This window comes from Leucobacter chromiisoli (assembly GCF_016522505.1).
Taxonomy (GTDB): domain Bacteria; phylum Actinomycetota; class Actinomycetes; order Actinomycetales; family Microbacteriaceae; genus Leucobacter; species Leucobacter chromiisoli.
Window position 1 is genome coordinate 158,547 of the sequence record NZ_JAEHOH010000006.1, and the last position, 18,299, is coordinate 176,845.

General features: G+C 72.6%; 15 protein-coding genes and 1 tRNA gene. 11 read left to right on the forward strand and 5 right to left on the reverse strand.

From position 1 onward, the window contains the following. The first annotated feature begins 63 nt into the window (after window positions 1-63). Window positions 64-1,134: an LOG family protein gene (locus tag JD276_RS05130; protein WP_200114538.1), complete on the forward strand. Its 1,071-nt coding sequence runs from the start codon at window positions 64-66 to the stop codon at window positions 1,132-1,134. 72 nt (window positions 1,135-1,206) lie between these two features. Here JD276_RS05130 and JD276_RS05135 read toward each other — a convergent pair whose 3' ends face one another. Then, complete coding sequence (locus tag JD276_RS05135) at window positions 1,207-3,600, reverse strand: ATP-binding cassette domain-containing protein (protein WP_200114539.1); 2,394 nt, start codon at window positions 3,598-3,600, stop codon at window positions 1,207-1,209. A 101-nt stretch (window positions 3,601-3,701) separates the two neighbouring features. Between JD276_RS05135 and JD276_RS05140 the strand changes: the two genes are divergently transcribed. Together JD276_RS05140 and JD276_RS05145 are read left to right on the forward strand one after the other, a co-directional pair. After that, complete coding sequence (locus tag JD276_RS05140; protein ID WP_200114542.1) at window positions 3,702-4,088, forward strand: hypothetical protein; 387 nt, start codon at window positions 3,702-3,704, stop codon at window positions 4,086-4,088. Beyond that, complete coding sequence (locus tag JD276_RS05145) at window positions 4,088-4,996, forward strand: CPBP family intramembrane glutamic endopeptidase (protein ID WP_200114543.1); 909 nt, start codon at window positions 4,088-4,090, stop codon at window positions 4,994-4,996. Before JD276_RS05140 ends, JD276_RS05145 begins: the two co-directional genes overlap by 1 nt. Window positions 4,997-5,088: 92 nt before the next feature. Here JD276_RS05145 and aroQ read toward each other — a convergent pair whose 3' ends face one another. After that, a complete protein-coding gene (gene aroQ / locus JD276_RS05150) occupies window positions 5,089-5,529 on the reverse strand; it encodes a type II 3-dehydroquinate dehydratase (RefSeq protein ID WP_200114544.1) in 441 nt (146 codons plus the stop codon). A 40-nt stretch (window positions 5,530-5,569) separates the two neighbouring features. Then, window positions 5,570-6,358 (reverse strand): Pr6Pr family membrane protein, encoded by a 789-nt coding sequence (locus tag JD276_RS05155; protein ID WP_200114545.1) that lies wholly within the window; start codon window positions 6,356-6,358, stop codon window positions 5,570-5,572. A 204-nt stretch (window positions 6,359-6,562) separates the two neighbouring features. On the opposite strand from JD276_RS05155, the gene trmB reads away from it, so the two are divergent. After that, on the forward strand, window positions 6,563-7,219 hold the full coding sequence (gene trmB, locus JD276_RS05160) for a tRNA (guanosine(46)-N7)-methyltransferase TrmB (protein WP_233615381.1): 657 nt from the start codon (window positions 6,563-6,565) through the stop codon (window positions 7,217-7,219). A 71-nt stretch (window positions 7,220-7,290) separates the two neighbouring features. Here trmB and JD276_RS05165 read toward each other — a convergent pair whose 3' ends face one another. Further along, window positions 7,291-7,722, reverse strand: a complete 432-nt coding sequence (locus JD276_RS05165; RefSeq protein ID WP_200114548.1) for an OsmC family peroxiredoxin — start codon at window positions 7,720-7,722, stop codon at window positions 7,291-7,293. Between the two features lie 230 nt (window positions 7,723-7,952). Further along, a tRNA-Arg gene (locus tag JD276_RS05170) sits at window positions 7,953-8,025 on the reverse strand. 140 nt (window positions 8,026-8,165) lie between these two features. Here JD276_RS05170 and argS point away from each other — a divergent pair. The 7 genes from argS to prfA all read left to right on the forward strand — a co-directional run bounded on the left by argS (window position 8,166) and on the right by prfA (window position 18,241). Beyond that, window positions 8,166-9,848: an arginine--tRNA ligase gene (gene argS / locus JD276_RS05175; protein ID WP_200114549.1), complete on the forward strand. Its 1,683-nt coding sequence runs from the start codon at window positions 8,166-8,168 to the stop codon at window positions 9,846-9,848. Window positions 9,849-9,899: 51 nt separating this feature from the next. Continuing rightward, on the forward strand, window positions 9,900-10,664 hold the full coding sequence (locus JD276_RS05180; protein ID WP_200114550.1) for an LmeA family phospholipid-binding protein: 765 nt from the start codon (window positions 9,900-9,902) through the stop codon (window positions 10,662-10,664). A 169-nt stretch (window positions 10,665-10,833) separates the two neighbouring features. Continuing rightward, window positions 10,834-12,297, forward strand: a complete 1,464-nt coding sequence (lysA, locus tag JD276_RS05185; RefSeq protein ID WP_200114551.1) for a diaminopimelate decarboxylase — start codon at window positions 10,834-10,836, stop codon at window positions 12,295-12,297. Window positions 12,298-12,411: 114 nt separating this feature from the next. After that, a complete protein-coding gene (locus JD276_RS05190) occupies window positions 12,412-13,755 on the forward strand; it encodes a homoserine dehydrogenase (protein ID WP_200114553.1) in 1,344 nt (447 codons plus the stop codon). A gap of 28 nt (window positions 13,756-13,783) precedes the next feature. Beyond that, complete coding sequence (gene thrB, locus JD276_RS05195; RefSeq protein WP_200114554.1) at window positions 13,784-14,728, forward strand: homoserine kinase; 945 nt, start codon at window positions 13,784-13,786, stop codon at window positions 14,726-14,728. Between the two features lie 174 nt (window positions 14,729-14,902). Further along, window positions 14,903-17,119, forward strand: a complete 2,217-nt coding sequence (gene rho, locus JD276_RS05200) for a transcription termination factor Rho (protein ID WP_200114555.1) — start codon at window positions 14,903-14,905, stop codon at window positions 17,117-17,119. Window positions 17,120-17,167: 48 nt separating this feature from the next. Then, window positions 17,168-18,241 (forward strand): peptide chain release factor 1, encoded by a 1,074-nt coding sequence (gene prfA / locus JD276_RS05205; RefSeq protein WP_200114556.1) that lies wholly within the window; start codon window positions 17,168-17,170, stop codon window positions 18,239-18,241. Window positions 18,242-18,299: the final 58 nt, after the last annotated feature.

An 18,299-nucleotide genomic window follows, 5' to 3' on the forward strand; every position in this document is an offset into this window, starting at 1 on the left:
CAGCCTAGGGCACCGGCGCGCCGTTGCCGGGGACGGCCCGGCGGTGCGCCCTAGACTGGGGGCGTGGACCCGACGCCGAACGAAGCCGCCCTCGACGAGGCAGTCGCCGGCCTGCTCGACGCCGCCGGCATCACGGCGCAGCGCAAGCTCATCGCCCGCATCCTCTCGGCCGGCCTCGGGCTCGGGCACGACGGGGCGTCGCGCCTCGACCTCAAGATCACCGCCGCCGCCGTCGAGGAGATGCGCGCGGCGTACCGGCTGTTCAAGCCGTACTCGGCGACGCCCAAGGTGACCATCTTCGGATCGGCGCGCACGCGGGCCCACGACCCGCTGTGGGTCGGCGCCGAGGGCGTGGCACGAGGACTCACCGAGCAGGGCTGGATGGTGGTGACCGGGGCCGGCCCCGGCATCATGGAGGCCGCCGCGACCGGGGCGGGCCCCGACCGGGCGCTCGGCGTGTCGATCCGGCTGCCGTTCGAGGAGCGGCCGAACAGCGCCCTCGCGCAGGACAACGGGCACCTCGTCTCGATGAAGTACTTCTTCACCCGCAAGCTGATGCTCGTGAAGGAGTCGCGCGGCTTCGTCTGCCTGCCCGGCGGCTTCGGCACCATGGACGAGACGTTCGAACTGCTCACGCTGCAGCAGACCGGCAAGATGGAGCCGGTGCCCATCGTGCTGCTCGACCGACCCGACGGCACCTTCTGGCGGGGGTTCGCGCGCTTCGTGACGGAGGAGCTCGCGGGATCCGGGATGATCGCCGTCGACGACCTCGATCGGGTGCTCGTCACCGACTCGGTGGACGCCGCGATCGACGAGATCACGGGGTTCTGGCGCAACTACGACTCGCTGCGGTGGTTCGACGATCGCCTCGTGCTGCGGTTGCGCGCCGAGCCGAGCGACGCCGAGCTGGCCGAGCTCGGCGAGCGCTTCTCCGGCCTGTGCCTCACGGGCGGCATCGAGCGCACCGAGCCCTTCCCCGCCGAGCGCTCCGATCGGGATCGCCTCGAGCTGCCGCGCATCGTGCTGGTCCCGCGTGAGCGGGCCGTCGGCGACCTCTACCGGTTGATCCGCGCCCTCAACGAGCTGCCCTCCGCGCCGCCGCCCGCGGTGGCGGAGACGCACCCGGCACCCTAGCACCGGAACGCCGCAACACCGGAACGCCGGAGCGCCGGAACACCGGAACACCGGAGCGAGCGGGCCGCGCCGCTACGGCGCGGCCACGTACTCCGCGAGGTGCTCTCCGGTGAGCGTCGCCCTGGTCGCGACGAGATCGGCCGGCGTGCCCTCGAAGACCACGGCGCCGCCCTGCTGACCGGCCCCGGGGCCGATGTCGATGATCCAGTCGGCGTGCGCCATGACCGCCTGGTGGTGCTCGATGACGACGACGCTCTTGCCGGCGTCGACCAGGCGGTCGAGCAGACCGAGCAGGTTCTCGACGTCGGCGAGGTGCAGGCCCGTGGTCGGCTCGTCGAGCACGTAGACGTCGGCATCCTCGATCATGTGGATCGCGAGCTTGAGCCTCTGGCGCTCGCCGCCCGAGAGGGTGGAGAGCGGCTGGCCGAGCTTGATGTAGCCGAGGCCGACGTCGACGAGCCGGTCCAGGATCTTCACCGCCTTGGGCACCTTCGTGCCGGGCTCGGCGAAGAACTCGTGCGCCTCGACCATCGACAGCTCGAGCACGTCGGCGATGTTCTTGTCGCCGAAGCGGTACTCCAGCACCTCGGCGTTGAAGCGCCGGCCCTCGCAGACCTCGCACACCGACTCCATCGTCGCCATCATGCCGAGATCGGTGTAGATGACGCCCGCCCCCTTGCACTCGGGGCACGCGCCGGCGGAGTTCGCGCTGAACAGCGCCGGCTTCACGCCGTTCGCCTTCGCGAAGGCGGTGCGCACCGGGTCGAGCAGTCCCGTGTAGGTCGCGGGGTTGGAGCGCCGCGACCCGCGGATCGCCCCCTGATCGACCGAGACGACCTCGTCGCGCGGCGAGACGTAGCCGTGGATGAGCGAGCTCTTGCCCGATCCGGCGACGCCCGTCACCACGGCGAGCACGCCGAGCGGCACGTCGACGTCGACGCCCCGCAGGTTGTGCTTCGTCGCGCCACGCACCTCGATCGCCCCGCGCGGCGGCCGCACGGCATCCTTCAGGCGCGCGCGGTCGTCGAGGTGCCGGCCGGTCAGCGTGTCCGAGGAGCGCAGCTCCTCGACGGTGCCCTCGAAGCAGATCTCGCCGCCGTCGACGCCGGCGCGGGGGCCGAGATCGACGACGTGGTCGGCGATCGCGATCATCTCGGGCTTGTGCTCGACGACGAGCACCGTGTTGCCCTTGTCGCGGAGCTTCAGCAGCAGCCCGTTCATGTTCTGGATGTCGTGCGGGTGCAGCCCGATGCTCGGCTCGTCGAAGACGTAGGTGGCGTCCGTGATCGATGAGCCGAGGTGCTTGATCATCTTCGTGCGCTGCGCCTCGCCGCCGGAGAGCGTTCCGGCCGGGCGGTCGAGGCTCAGATACCCCAGCCCGATCTGCACGAACGAGTCGAGCGTGTCGAGCAGCTTCTGCAGCAGCGGGGCGAGCCCGGGGTCGTCGACGCCGCGCACCCACTCCGCGAGATCGGTGATCTGCATGGCGCAGGCGTCGGCGATGCTGATGCCGAGCACCTTCGAGGAGCGGGCGGTCTCGTTGAGCCGCGTGCCCTCGCAGTCGGGACAGGTCGTGAACACGATCGCGCGGTCGACGAAGGCGCGGATGTGGGGCTGCATCGCCTCCCGGTCCTTCGACAGGATCGACTTCTGGATGCGCGGGATCAGGCCCTCGTAGGTGAGGTTCGTGCCCTCGACCTTGATCTTCGTCGGCTCCTTGCGGAGCAGGTCGTGCATCTGCTGCTCGGTGAAGTCGCGGATCGGCACGTCCATCGGCATAAGCGCGCTGAACAGGCGACCGTACCAGCCGTCCATGCTGTACCCGGGCACCTTGAGCGCGCCCTCGCTCAGCGACTTGTCGGCGTCGTAGAGCTCCTCGAGCGCGAAGTCGGAGACCGTGCCCCGGCCCTCGCACTTCGGGCACATGCCGCCGAGGATCTGGAAGTCGCGTCGCTCCTTCACCTTCTTGCCGTCCTTCTCGAAGGTGACGGCGCCGGCGCCGGAGATCGAGGCGACGTTGAAGGAGAAGGCCTGCGGCGAGCCGATCTGCGGCTGCCCGAGACGCGAGAAGACGATGCGGAGCATCGCGTTCACGTCGGTCGCGGTGCCCACCGTGGAGCGGGGGTTCGCGCCCATCCGCTCCTGATCGACGATGATCGCGGTCGTGAGACCCTCGAGAACGTCGACATCGGGTCGCGGCTGGCTCGGCATGAACCCCTGCACGAAGGCGCTGTAGGTCTCGTTGATGAGGCGCTGCGACTCCGCCGCGATCGTGCCGAACACGAGCGAGCTCTTGCCCGATCCCGAGACGCCGGTGAAGACCGTCAGGCGGCGCTTCGGCAGCTCGACGCTGACGTCCTTCAGGTTGTGCTCGCGCGCGCCCCGCACGCGGATCAGGTTGTGGGAGTCCGCCGGGTGCGCGGAGGTGCGATCGGGGGCGGGCTGATCTGCGGGGGCTGCGGTCATGCGAAACAGAGTAGCGCGGGGAGCCGACCCCGGGCTTCTCCGATCCAGACCGGTTCCGCGGGACGACCCGGAGGCGCGGGCGCGGTTGCTAGGCTCGCATCATGAGCCTTCCCGAGTCCTGGATCCCGCACCGCCGCGAGGACGGCGAGCTGGTCGGGTGGATCGAGCCCGTCGGCGAGGGCTTCGTGACCCACGACCTGCTCGGCCGGACCCGGCAGGCGGAGCCGATCGACTGGCTGGACGCGGAGGAGGATCTCGAGGCGCTCGGGATCGGGTACCTCGCAGACGTCTACGCGGTCCGCGCGGACGACGGCGGCTGGGTGCGCTCGCGCATCACGGAGGTCTCGACCGACGGCATCGGCGCCAAGGACGACGACTTCGGCGACGTCGGGGCGCCCGTCGCCCGGTACCGGATCCCCTTCCCGATCGACGACCGGATCGTGCCACTCGCCGACGCGCCCGGCGAGGTGCGCGGCCTGCTGGACTGATGAGGGCGAACGGGGCGGGGACGCCGGCGGCGCGGCCAGGCGCGCTCGCGGCGCTCGCGGCCGCCCTCGTGTGCGCGATGGCGCCGACATGGTTCGTGCTGGAGCAGCTCTGGCTCGGGGCGGCGCTCGGGGCAGCCGGTCTCGCGGTCGCGGCCCTCGCGGGGAGGCCCGGGCCGCACCGGGAGAGCGCCGGCGGCGCCGGATCCCGCCCGGCGGAGGGCGACTCCGGTCCGGTGGACGCCGCCGGCCCGTCGGGCGCATCGCCGGCCCGAACGCCGTCGCTGCTGCGGGATCTGTCGCTCATCGCGGTCGGGCTCGGGATCATCCGCCTCATCCCGCTCGCCGCGGAGCTCGACGACGCCGCGATGCTGCGCTTCGCGCTCGCGCTGGGCGGCGCCGTCGCGGTGCCGTACCTCGTCTCGCGCCTCGTCTACCGAGATCGCGCGATCCGCTTCCCGTGGGCCGGGGGCGGCCGCTGGCGGGTCCCGCACTACGCCTGGCTGCTCGGGGTCGTGGCGCTCGCGGCACTGATCCTGCCCTGGTACTTCATCTCCTCCGGGGTCTACCGGAACTGGCCCGTCGTCGACTCCCCGGACCTCATCGCCCGACTCTTCCTCGGCGTCGGCGCGGTCGGCATCTGGGACGAGCTGTTCTTCATCTGCACGGTGTTCGCGCTGCTGCTGCGTCACTTCCCGGTGTGGCTCGCGAACGCGTTGCAGGCCGTCGTCTTCGTCTCGTTCCTGTGGGAGCTCGGGTATCGGGCCTGGGGGCCGCTGCTCACGATCCCCTTCGCCCTCGCCCAGGGCCTCATCTTCCTCCGCACCCGCTCGCTCGCCTACGTGGTGACGGTGCACCTGCTCTTCGACGCCGTCGTGTTCGCGGTGATCGTCTACGCGCACAACCGGTAGTCTCCGGGCGCGCGGTCGGGGCCGCCCCGCCCGGGGCCGTCCCGCCCGGGGCCGGCCCGCCCGCGGCGCCGCCCCGCCCGCGCGGCGGGGATTCAGCCCGCGAGGAGGGTCGCCAGCCGGCGCACGGCGAACGCGTATCCCTGGGCGCCGCAGCCGGCGATCACGAAGTCGGCGATGGGGGAGACGTAGGAGCGGTGGCGGAAGGGCTCGCGCGCGTGCACGTTCGAGAGGTGCACCTCGGCGATCGGCAGCGCGACCCCCGTGAGCGCGTCGCGCAGCACGACCGAGGTGTGGGTGAGCCCGCCGGGGTTGATCACGATGGCGTGGCAGTCCTCGCGCGCTGCGTGGATCGCGTCGATGAGCACGCCCTCGTGGTTGCTCTGCACCGGGCGCACCTCCATGTCGAACTCTGCTGCGGTGCGCGCGGCGAGCGCCTCGACGTCTGCGAGGGTCTCGCGGCCGTAGATATCGGGCTCGCGGGTGCCGAGGAGGTTGAGGTTCGGGCCGTTCACCAGCAGGATTCGCCTGGACATGTCGTTGCTCCCTCGATCCGCGGATGCTGTTGCTCCGATGCTACCGGGTGCCGGGTTCCCGGAAGCGGGACCCGGCGGCGCGGGGCTCCCGGGAGCGGGACCCGCGGGAGCGGGACCCGCGGGAGCGGGACCCGCGGGAGCGGGGCTCCCGGGAGCGGGACCCGCGGGCGCGGGGCTTCCGGGAGCGGAGGCGGATCCGCCCGATCGCGAAGACGAGCGCGCCGACGCCCAGGATGGTCGCGGCGATGCCGGCGCAGACGGCGAAGACGGCGGGCGCGCCGTTCTCCGGCGCGAGGAACGGGTACGGCACCCATCCGTCGGTGGCGCCTCGCGCGAGCACGACGGCGATCCACACCGCGGGGTAGACGAGCAGAGCCCAGAGCCTGCTCCACGGGATCGGCGCCCGTTCGGGGGCGAGGATCCAGTCGAGCGGCAGCAGGATCGGAGCGGCGATGTGCAGCACGGTGTTCGCCCACTCCACCGAGATGCCCCCGATGTCGCCGAGGGGAGCCAGCAGCAGCGCGTAGACCGCACCCACGACGACCACGTAAGTCGTCGCAGCCGCTCGAAGGAGGGGGACGAGGCCGCCGCGCGGCGCGCCCCGGAGGAGCGCGGACGCCGAGAGCACGAGCACTGCCGCTCCGAGCAGATTGCTCTGGATCGTGAAGTACCCGAAGAAGTTGAACGGGTTCGGCGGGCCGCCGATGCGCTTCCAGGTGTCGACGTAGCTCGCCGCGACCGCGGCCAGGACGAGCGCCGCCAGCGCGACGCGCAGCACCGCGACGACCGCCCGAACGGCGCCGCCTCGCCCCCTCGTATCGACCGGCACGGGGCCAGCCTAGTGTTCGCGCGGCCCGCGATACCGCGCTAGCGTAGTCGGGTGACCGAGAACGTCGACCAGACCGAGCGCGCCGATCGCGCGGAGCACGCGAAGAACCCCGAGCACGCCGGCGGGCAGCCGCTGCCCCCGAAGAGCTTCGACCCGGGCACCTTCCGCGACAAGCCCGTGTCGTTCGTGCGCCGCGGAGGCCGCATGACGCCCTCGCAGGAGCGCGCCTGGGCCGACCACCACGAGAAGTACGTGCTGGACATCCCGCGCGCCGCCGCCGCGACGAGCGTCGCCGACGGGGTCGCCCGCGATCCCGAGCAGATCTTCGGGCGGCGCGCCCCGCTCGTCGTCGAGGTCGGGTCGGGGCAGGGGCACGCGATCCTCCACGCCGCGGCCGAGCGCCCCGACACCGACTTCCTGGCGGTCGAGGTGTTCCGCGCGGGGCTCGCGCGCACGATCATCCGAGCCGAGCTCGCGGGGCTCGAGAACCTCCGCATGGTCGAGGCGAACGCGCCCGAGGTGCTCGAGAAGCTCCTGCCCGAGGAATCGGCCGACGAGGTGTGGGTGTTCTTCCCCGACCCGTGGGCGAAGGCGCGCCACCACAAGCGCCGCCTCGTCTCGGCGGAGTTCGCGGAGATCACGGCCCGGGCGCTGAAGCCGGGCGGGATGCTGCGCCTCGCGACCGACTGGGAGGACTACGCCGTGCAAATGCGCGAGGTGCTCGACGCCGCGCCCGCTTTCGAGCGCGACTTCGCGGGGGAGTGGGCCGAGCGATTCGAGGGGCGGGTGCTCACCGCCTTCGAGAAGAAGGGCGCCGACAAGGGGCGCGCGATCCGGGATCTGAGCTACCGCCGCCGCTGAGCGAGCGGCCCCGGATCGGGCGGGCGCGGCGCTCCGCCCCGCCCGATCCGAGAGCGTCGGACGGGCGGCGCTCAGGCGAGCGAGGCGCTGAGGGTGATGTCGACCGCCTTCAGCGCCTGGGAGACCGGGCAGCCGATCTTCGCCGCCTCGGCGATGCGCTGGAAGTCCTCCTCGGAGATGCCGTCGACCCGGCCGTCGACCGTGAGATGGATGCCGGTGATGCCCGTCCCCGCGACGAACGTGACCTCCGCGCTCGTGCTGAGCCGCGTCGGAGGGGTGCCGTTGCTCGCGAGCTCGTTGGAGAAGGCCATCGAGTAGCAGGTGGCGTGGGCGGCGGCGATCAGCTCCTCGGGGGTGGTCACCGCGCCCGACTCCTCGCCGCGCGCCTTCCAGTTGACGTCGAACGTGCCGACGCCGGAGGTCTCGAGCGTGGTCTTGCCTGAGCCGCTGGTCAGGTCGCCGTTCCAGACGGTGCTGGCCTTGTTCACGATCGGGGTGGGCATGTCGTTCCTCCTGATGTGCGATGGGTGCGAGACCGTCGATCCCGCGCGGCGGCGACGGCCTCGTCGTCCGTGCAGCCAGGCTACCGGACGGGTTCCGAGCCGTCGAGGGACGCGCAGCCGCCCATCGCCGAGAGCGAGGCTGAGGCTCGGGATCTCCGGCGGAGAATGCGCGATGGCAGAAAGCGGGCCTGATCGGCTGTTCCCGCCGATCAGGCCCGCTGTGTCGCTCGTGCCCCCGGAGGGATTCGAACCCCCGACCTACGGTACCGGAAACCGGCGCTCTATCCCCTGAGCTACGGAGGCGAGCAGCGGCGACTCGACTAGCCTAGCGCAACTCGGAGCCGCCCCTGTACCGCCCCGCGCCGTCCGAGCGCTCCGCCGCGCGCCGAGCGCGGCACCACCGGGGCCGCGGCGGCGGGCGGCAGCAACTAGACTGTCTCCTCGTGACGCCACAAGAACTCGCCAGCGCCCTCGCCAGGATCCTCACCGACATCATCGCCTCCCGCGGCGACGCCGCCGAGGGCGTCGTCGTGACCGAGCAGGACACGCAGGTCGAGCGCCCGAAGAACCGGGAGCACGGCGACTGGGCGTCGAACGCGGCCATGAAGTTCGCGAAGCGCCTGGGCACGAACCCGCGCGAGCTCGCGACCGAGATCGCGGATCGCGCGGCCGGGATCGACGGCGTCGCGAAGGCAGAGATCGCGGGCCCCGGCTTCATCAACATCACGCTCGACGCCGCGAGCGCGGGCGAGACGGCCCGGCGCGTCGTGGAGCAGGGCGAGGCGTACGGCCGGGGCGATGCGCTCGCGGGGCAGCGGATCAACCTGGAGTTCGTGAGCGCGAACCCGACCGGTCCGCTGCACATGGGACACACCCGCTGGGCCGCGCTCGGCGACTCGACCGCGCGCGTGCTGAGGGCCGCGGGCGCCGACGTGACGAGCGAGTACTACATCAACGACGCCGGTGCGCAGATGGACAAGTTCGGCCGCTCGGTCCTCGCCGCGGCGCTCGGCGAGGAGGCGCCGGAGGACGCCTACCCCGGCGAGTACATCCAGGATCTTGGCCGGCGGGTCGCGGAGCAGATCCCGGGTCTCGGAGAGCTGGCGCGCACCGACCGCGCCGCCGCGCTCGAGCAGGCGCAGGAGCTCGGCTACCGTCTGCAGCTCGCGGAGATCCAGGACTCGCTCGAGCGATTCAACGTGCACTTCGACGTGTTCTTCTCCGAGCGCACGCTGCACGCGGCGGGGCCGGACGGCGCGCCGAGCCCCATCGAGGCCGCCGTCGACCGGCTGCGCGAGCAGGGGCACGTCTTCGAGGAGGACGGCGCCATCTGGGTGCGCACGACCGACTTCGGCGACGACAAGGACCGGGTGTTCACCCGCGGCAACGGCGTCTACACCTACTTCGCCGCCGACGCCGCCTACTACCTCTCCAAGAAGGATCGCGGCTTCGGCGAGAAGATCTACCTGCTGGGTGCCGACCACCACGGCTACATCGGCCGTCTCACCGCGATCGCGGGCGCGGCGGGCGACGATACCGAGACCGACATCACCGTGCTCATCGGCCAGCTGGTGAATCTCAACGGCGCCCGCCTCTCGAAGCGAGCCGGCAACATCATCGAGCTGAACGACCTGCTCGAGTGGCTCGGTTCTGACGCGCTGCGCTACTGGCTCGCCCGCTACCCGGCCGACTCGCCGCTCGCCCTCGACGGCGAGAAGGTGCGCAGCCGCTCCAACGACAACCCCGTCTTCTACGTGCAGTATGCCCACGCGCGCACCTGCGCGGTCGACCGCAACGCGGCGACCGCTGGCGTGCGGCGCGAGGACGGCTTCGCGCCGGGTCTGCTCACCCACGAGACGGAGGCCGAGCTGCTGGGCAAGCTGCAGCAGTACCCGGGCATCGTCGCGGGCGCGGCCGAGCTGCGCGAGCCGCACCGGATCGCCCGCTACCTCGAGGAGCTCGCGGGCGCCTTCCACCGGTGGTACGACAACTGCCGCGTGATCCCGCTCCGCGAGGAGCCGGTCGGCGACCTGCATCGCACGCGCCTGTGGCTGAACGACGCCGCCGGTGTCGTGCTGCGCAACGGGCTCGACCTCCTCGGCGTCTCGGCGCCCGAGCGCCTCTGACCTCTCGCGGCCGCAGGAGGCGGCCGCACGACCCTGCGGAAGGAGCGCCCCGTGGCAGCTGAGGGAGCGAAGCCGGTCAGGCGGATCCTCGCGGTCGTCGTCGTCCTCGTGCTGCTCGCGGGCGCGGCGGAGCTCGCACTGCGGCTGATCCTGCCGAGCGTGATCGCCGCGGCGGTGCGCAGCCAGCTGCACCTCACCGCGGACCACCCCGTCGACGTGTCCCTCGGCGGATCCGCGCTGCTGCACGCGGTCACGGGCAGGGTCGGGGACGTCACGATCGCCGTGGACGACGCGCCGGTGGGGCAGGGGATCGTGGTGGGCGCCTCCCTCCACGCCGACTCCGTACCCTTCAACCCGCTCTCCGGCGAGCTCCGCGGCGGCACCGCGCGACTCACCGTCTCGCAGGAGCAACTGCCGCCCGTCGTCTCGCTGCTCACGCGGGACGTCGCCCAGACGGGCGAGGTGCGGGACGGCGGCCTCGTGGTCGGGCGCGACATCGGCCTGTTCGGGCAGAACGTGCCGCTCACCTCGACGCTCCGGCTCGGGATCGCCGACGGCGGCGCCGTGGAGGTGCAGCCCACGGCGGTCGGCGTGGCCTCGTTCGACCTGTCTGCCGACCAGATCTCCGAGTTCACGGGCGGCCTCCTCGACCCGATCCTGAAGCCCCACACGGTCTGCGTGCGCGACCGCCTGCCGGTGGGGATCGACCTCACGGGCATCGAGCTGTCGACCACGGGCAGCGTGCACATCGACGCCGAACTCGCGCCCGGGATCCTCTCGGATCCGGCGCAGCGCGAGCCGGGGAGCTGCGCATAGCGCCTCGGGGCGCCTGGCACGCTAAGCTGGTCGGGTCCGTTCAGAGAGCCGTCTTCTCCGTTCGCACGGCTTCAGGGGCCAATCCGGGTCCGCTCGCCACAGACTGTCTGCATCAGTCGCTGTCGCGAGCGCGAGGATCCCGCACTGTTGAAACCGTAAGGAGCGAGCGATGAGCCAGGCCGCCACCGAGCCGAGCGCGCCGACGGGCGCGGCGCCCGACGCGAGCCCGGGCGCCGACCCGAACGGCGCCGACCCGAACGGGATCGACGCGCGCGTGTTCCCGAGCACCGCCCGCCGCGGCCGGCGGTGCGGGCAGCTGAAGCTCGGCGGGGTGCGGGCGACGGAGCTCGTCGAGCGGCACGGCTCCCCGCTCTACGTGGTCGACGAGGAGGAGGCGAGGAACCGGGCCTGCACCATCCGCGAGGCGCTGCAGCGCGAGGCCGAGCGCATCGGCACCGAGGCGTCGGTCTACTACGCGGGCAAGGCCTTCCTCTGCGTCGAGGTGGCACGCTGGATGGCCGAGGAGGGCATGAGTCTCGACGTCGCGAGCGGCGGCGAGCTGGCCGTGGCCCTCGCCGCGGGTGTCGACCCCGCGAGGATCGGCTTCCACGGCAACAACAAGTCGGTCGCTGAGATCGAGCGCGCGGTCGCTGCGGGCGTCGGCACGATCGTGCTCGACAGCGAGATCGAGATCGAGCGCGTCGCCGAGGCGGCTCGCGCCGCCGGGGTCGTGCAGCGGGTGCGACTGCGCGTGAACAGCGGGGTGCACGCCTCGACCCACGACTTCCTCGCCACCTCGCACGAGGATCAGAAGTTCGGCCAGCCGCTCGCCGAGGCGCCGCGCATCGTCCGCGCGATCGCGGCCCATGACGCCCTCGACTTCGTCGGGCTGCACTGCCACATCGGTTCCCAGATCTTCGCGACCGACGGCTTCCGCGAGTCCGCGAGGCGGCTGCTCGGCGTCTATCGCGAGCTCGCCGAGATCCGGGGCGGGGCGATCCCCGAGCTCAACCTGGGCGGGGGCTTCGGCATCGCCTACACCTCCGCGCAGGCCGACGACGCGCCCGCGATCGAGACCATCGCCCGCGAGCTCGCCGACATCGTCGCCGAGACCTGCGACGCGCTCGGCGTGCCGATCCCGAAGCTCGCCTTCGAGCCCGGCCGCTCCGTGATCGGCCAGGCCGGCGTCACGCTCTACACCGTCGGCACGACGAAGGCCGTGGCGCTCGCCGGCTCGGACGCCGGCGGCGACCCCGCCGACCTCGGCGCGGGCGAGCGGCTCTACGTGAGCGTCGACGGCGGCATGAGCGACAACGCCCGCCCCGCCCTCTACGGCGCCGACTACCAGGTGCGCATCGCGAACCGCGCGAGCGACGCCGAGCCGGCGCTCGTCCGCGTCGTCGGCAAGCACTGCGAGGCCGGCGACATCGTCGTGCAGCGGGATCTCTTGCCCGGCGACGTCGCCCCCGGCGACGTGCTCGCCGTCGCCGCCACGGGAGCCTACTGCTGGTCGCTCTCGAGCAACTACAACTACGTGCCGCGGCCCCCGGTGGTCGCGGTGCGCGAGGGATCGTCGCGCGTCATCGTGCGCGGCGAGACCGAGGACGAACTGCTCGCGAAGAGCGTCGTCTGACGCTGAGGGGATCGCCGCGACCGCGGCGCCGCCCCCCCCCCGCGGGGCACGACCCGCACCACGACCCACGCACCACGACCTACGGAACACGACCTCGACGAACGGAGAAACGAAGTGAACGGGTACCGCGATCTTCGAGTCGCGCTGCTGGGCTGCGGCTCGGTCGGTGCGCAGGTGGCACGGATCATCCTCGAGCACGGCGACGAGCTCGCGGCGCGCATCGGCGCCAAGCTCACCCTCTCGGGCATCGCCGTGCGCGACCTCGACGCGCCGCGGGACGCGCCGCTGCCGCGGGAGCTGTTCACGACCGACGCCGAGCAGCTCGTGCTCGGAGCCGACATCGTCGTCGAGCTGATGGGCGGCGTCGAGCCGGCCCGGAGCCTCATCCTGCGCGCGCTCGAGGGCGGCGCCGACGTCGTCACCGCGAACAAGGCGCTCATCGCCGCGCACGGCCCCGAGCTCGCCGACGCGGCCGAGCAGGTGGGCGCCCAGCTCTCCTACGAGGCCGCCGTGGCCGGGGCGATCCCCATCATCCGCCCGCTCAGGGAGAGCCTCGCCGGGGACCACATCACCCGCGTGCTCGGCATCGTCAACGGCTCGACGAACTACATCCTCGACCGCATGGACCGCTTCGGCGACAGCGCGGAGGACGCGATGCGGGTGGCGAGCGAGCTCGGCTACCTCGAGGCCGATCCGACCCTCGACGTCGAGGGCTACGATGCGGCGCAGAAGGCCACGATCCTCGCGAGCATCGCCTTCCACACCGAGGTGCCCGTCGACGCCGTGTACCGCGAGGGCATCACGAAGGTCACCGCCGAGCAGATCGAGGCCGCGAAGCACGCGGGCTACGTGATCAAGCTGCTCGCCATCGCCGAGCGGCTCACCGCGTCCGACGGCACCGACGGCGTCTCCGCCCGCGTCTACCCGGCCCTCATCCGCCGCGAGCACCCCCTCGCCGCCGTGCACGGCGGCAAGAACGCCGTCTTCGTCGAGGCCGACGCGGCGGGCGAGCTGATGTTCTACGGCGCGGGCGCCGGCGGCTCCGAGACGGCCTCGGCGGTGCTCGGCGACCTCGTCTCCGCGGCCCGGCGCCACGTCGTCGGCGGCCCCGGCATCCCGGGCTCGGCGCACGCCGCGCTGCCCATCCTGCCCGTCGGCGAGGTGAGCACGAGCTACCAGGTGATGCTCGAGGTGCGGGATCAGCCCGGCGTGCTCGCGACGATCGCGGGCATCCTCTCCGAGCACGGGGTCTCCGCGGCGAACGTCGAGCAGTCCGTGTCCACGCGGGGCGACGATGTCGCGGCGGGCGCGCCGCCCGAGGAGCCGGAGACAGCTACCCTGGTGATCGGCACCCACACCGCGCGTGAGGCCGACCTCGCGGCCACCGTCGAGGCGCTCCGCGAGAGCGACGCGGTCACGGCGGTCGTCAGCGTCATCCGACTCGAAGGAAACTCATGATCCACTCCCACCTCGCGCGAGGCCGCGCATGAGCCCGGAGCCGCGCGCGGTCCGGGTGCACGTCCCCGCCACCAGCGCCAACCTCGGCCCCGGCTTCGACACCCTCGGCCTGGCGCTGGGCTACGGGGACGAGCTGATCGCCGTCACCCGTGAGGCGCCCGGCGTCACCGTCGAGGTGCGGGGGGTCGGCGCGGGCGAGGTCCCCACTGACGAGAGCAACCTCGTCGCGCGCTCGATCGCGCACGTCTACGACCGGCTGGGCCGCACCGTGCCGGGCCTCGACCTGCGCGCCGACAACCGCATCCCGCACGGCCGGGGGATGGGCTCGTCGGGCTCGGCCATCGTCGCCGGCGTGATGATCGCCGCCGGTCTGCTCGAGAGCGACCCGGAACAGCCGCTGAAGCTCGGCGAGGACGAGCTGCTCGCGTTCGCGACGGAGCTGGAGGGGCACCCCGACAACGTGGCGCCGGCGCTCTTCGGCGGGCTCACGATCGCGTGGACGACCCCCCAGGGCCCGCGCTTCAAGCGGCTGCTCGTGCACCGGGGCGTGTCCCCCCTCGTGCTCGTGCCGAGCTTCACGATGTCGACGGAGCTCGCGCGCAGCCTGCAACCGAAGCACGTGCCGCACGAGGACGCGGTCTTCAACGTGTCCCGCTCCGCGCTGCTGGTCGCAGCGCTCACGCAGAGCCCCGAGCTGCTCTTCGAGGCGACCGAGGACCGCCTGCACCAGGACTACCGCGGCGAGGCGATGCCCCGCACGCGCGACCTGATCCGCGCGCTCCGCGACGGCGGGCACGCCGCCGTCGTCTCGGGGGCCGGGCCGTCGATCCTGGTGCTCGCCGGAGACCCCGCCGAGCGGCTCGCCGCGGTCGAGCTCGCCGAGGAGCACGGCTCCGATTGGCAGCCGCTGATCCTGGCCGTCGACATCAAGGGTGCTACAGTGGAGTCGATCCCTGTGGATTCCGCGCGCTAGCGGGCACCCGCCCACTCCAGCGGAACCGGGTCGCCGCTCCAGCGGTGCCGGCTCGAGGCAGATGGATCGTTCCCTCACCGGGTCGCAGATCCGGTGATCCGCACACTCGTGCATCGCCGCGAGACGACGGGCCTTCGCCCGCACATCCGTCTCGCGGAGAACCGTTCCGAAAGGATGAACGTGGAGCAGAACTCCGAAGAGACCACTGCCGCACTCGCCGAGGGCGCGGCAACCGACACCCCGACCCAGGCGCCGGCGCGCCGCCGCGCCTCGCGTCGAGTGAGCACCGCGGCGGGCGCGACCTCCGAGAGCGCGGCCGCGAGCGCCGCTCCCTCCGAGGCTGCGGCTCCGTCCGCCGACGCGGCGCCCGCCGCGTCCGGCGAGACCGCCGCGCCCACGGCGGAGGACGCCGCCGCCGAGCAGGCGCCGAAGAAGCGGGCGACCCGCAGCCGCAAGAAAGCGGCCGAGGATGCACCGTCCGACGCCCCCGAACCGGCCGCCGAGACCGACTCGGCTGCGGCTCCGACGGCGGAGGGCGATGCCCCCGCCGAGCAGGCGCCGAAGAAACGGGCGACCCGCAGCCGCAAAAAGGCCGCCGAGCCCGAGGCCCCCGAGGCCGATGCCGCCGCGAAGCCGGGCGAGACCGCAGCCGACGTCGCGGCCGCCGCCGCTGCCGAGACCGCGGCCTCCGATGCGGCCGAGGCGATCGACGCGGAGCCCGCGAAGAAGACCGGCCGCGGCCGGAAGACGCGCGCCTCCGAGGCCGCGAAGACGGCCGAGACCGCCGATCAGCAGGGCGAGGCCGCGTCCGCGGGCGCCGGCGAGCAGCCCGCCGCAGAGGCGGGAGCCAAGCAGGAGCAGCCCGAGGGCGCTCCGACCGGCCGCCGCCGCCGTGGCCGCGGGCAGAAGAGCGAGGCCGCCGAGAACGACGCGGCGAGCGCGGAGAGCGCGGAGCGGGCGGACGCCGGGAAGTCCGGCGACGCCAGGGCCGCGGACGGCGGTCAGGGCTCGGACGGCGGCAAGAGCCAGGACAACGCCAAGGGCGCCGAGAACGGCAAGGGCCGCGACGGCGGCAGATCGAAGGGCCGCGAGAACGGCAAGCAGCAGGAGGGCGGCCGCTCCGAGAAGGAGGAGCGCTCCGAGGGCGAGCGCAACGGCAAGAACGCCTCGGAGAGCTCGCGCTCGACCCGCACCCGGCAGCGTGACCGCAAGCGCCGCGGGCAGAACGACGAGCTCGAGCCGGAGATCGCCGAGGACGACGTGCTGCTGCCGGTCGCCGGCATCCTCGACGTGCTCGACAACTACGCGTTCGTGCGCACGACGGGCTACCTCCCCGGCACCAGCGACGTCTACGTCTCGCTGGGCCAGGTCAAGAAGTACGGCCTGCGCCGCGGCGACGCCGTCGTGGGCGCGATCCGGCAGCCCCGAGAGGGCGAGGGCGGCGGCCGTCAGAAGTACAACGCGATCGTCAAGATCGACGCGATCAACGGGCGGGCCGTCGAGGACGATCAGAAGCGCCTGGACTTCGCGGAGCTCACCCCGCTCTACCCGCAGGAGCCCCTGCGGCTCGAGAGCGCTCCCGAGCGCCGCACGCAGCGCGTGATCGACCTCATCGCCCCGCTCGGCAAGGGGCAGCGCGCCCTCCTCACCGGGCCGCGCGGCACCGGCAAGTCCGCGATGCTGCGCGAGATCGCCGAGGGCGTCTCCGCGAACGCGCCCGACGCGCACCTCATGGTCGTGCTCGTCGACGAGCGCCCCGAGGAGGTCACCGATCTGCAGCGCACCGTGAAGGGCGAGGTCGTCGCCTCGACGTTCGACCGCGCCGCCGAGGATCACATCACGGTGGCGGAGCTCGCGGTCGAGCGGGCCAAGCGCCTCGTCGAGCTCGGACACGACGTGGTCGTGCTCCTGGACTCGCTCACCGCCCTCGGCCACGCCTACGCGCAGAGCGCACAGGGGACGGGCCGCGGCGGCGGAGACCGCTTCGAGACCGTTGCGCTCCACCCCGTCAAGAAGCTGCTCGGGGCCGCCCGCAACATCGAGAACGGCGGCTCGCTCACCATCGTCGCGACCGCGCTGACGAAGACCGGGTCGGAGACCGACGAGGCGATCCTGCGCGAGCTCGTCGGCACGGCGAACAGCCGGCTGCGGCTCTCCCGGAAGCTCGCCGAGAAGCGCCTGTTCCCGGCGATCAAGCTCGCCGAGTCCTCCACCGACCGCGAGGACCTGCTGCTCGGGGAGGCCGAGCTGCGGGCGACGGGCGCCCTGCGCCGGGATCTCGGCGGCGAGTCCGCCGCGGACGCGCTCGGGTCGCTGCTGAAGCGCGTGGGGGAGACCTCCTCGAACACCGTCGTCCTCCACACCCGGGCCCAGGCGGGGGGAGCGTCCTAGCGCTCTGCGGATCGCTGAGGGCTCGGGACGACAAGACGGAGAGAGAGCATGTTCGAACAGGTTGCGGGGCTGCTGCGCGAGCACGCCCAGCTGCAGGAGGACCTCGCGGATCCGGCGCTCCACGCCGACGCGGCGCGGGCGAAGAAGGTCAACCGGCGCTACGCCGAGCTGAGCAGGATCAAGGCGGCGCACGAGAACTGGCAGCAACTCGGCGACGACCTGGAGGCCGCCCGGGAGCTCGCGAAGGAGGACGAGGCCTTCGCGGAGGAGATCCCGGGGCTCGAGGAGTCCCTCGCGGAGGCGCAGGAGCGCGTGCGGCGCCTGCTGATCCCGCGCGACCCCGATGACGCCCGCGATGTGATCCTCGAGATCAAGGGCGGTGAGGGCGGCGCCGAGTCGGCGCTGTTCGGCGCCGATCTGCTGCGCATGTACCTGTACTACGCGGAGTCCAAGGGTTGGAAGACCGAGATGCTCGAGAAGGACGAGAGCGATCTCGGCGGCTACAAGAACGTGCAGGTCGCGATCAAGTCGAACGCCTCCGACCCCTCGCAGGGCGTGTGGGCGCACCTCAAGTACGAGGGCGGGGTGCACCGCGTGCAGCGCGTGCCCGTCACCGAGTCGCAGGGACGCATCCACACCTCGACCACGGGCGTGCTCGTGTACCCCGAGGTGGACGAGCCGGAGGAGGTCGCGATCAACCAGAACGACCTCAAGATCGACGTCTACCGCTCGTCGGGGCCCGGCGGGCAGTCGGTGAACACGACCGACTCGGCCGTGCGCATCACCCACCTGCCGACCGGCATCGTGGTCGCGATGCAGAACGAGAAGTCGCAGCTGCAGAACCGCGAGGCCGCGATGCGCGTGCTCCGCGCCCGCCTGCTGGCCAAGCAGCAGGAGGAGGCGGCCGCCGAGGCGAGCGCGCACCGCTCGAGTCAGATCCGGACGATGGATCGCTCCGAGCGGATCCGCACGTACAACTTCCCGGAGAACCGCATCGCCGATCACCGCACCGGGTACAAGGCGTACAACCTCGACCAGGTGATGAACGGGGCGCTCGACCCCGTCATCGACTCCTGCATCCGCATGGACGAGGAGGCCCGGCTCCAGGCGCTCGGCCAGTAGCCCGCGCCGGCGGGTGCCCCGCGGCTCCCCGCCCGTGCGACCGGGAGGAGTAGAGTAG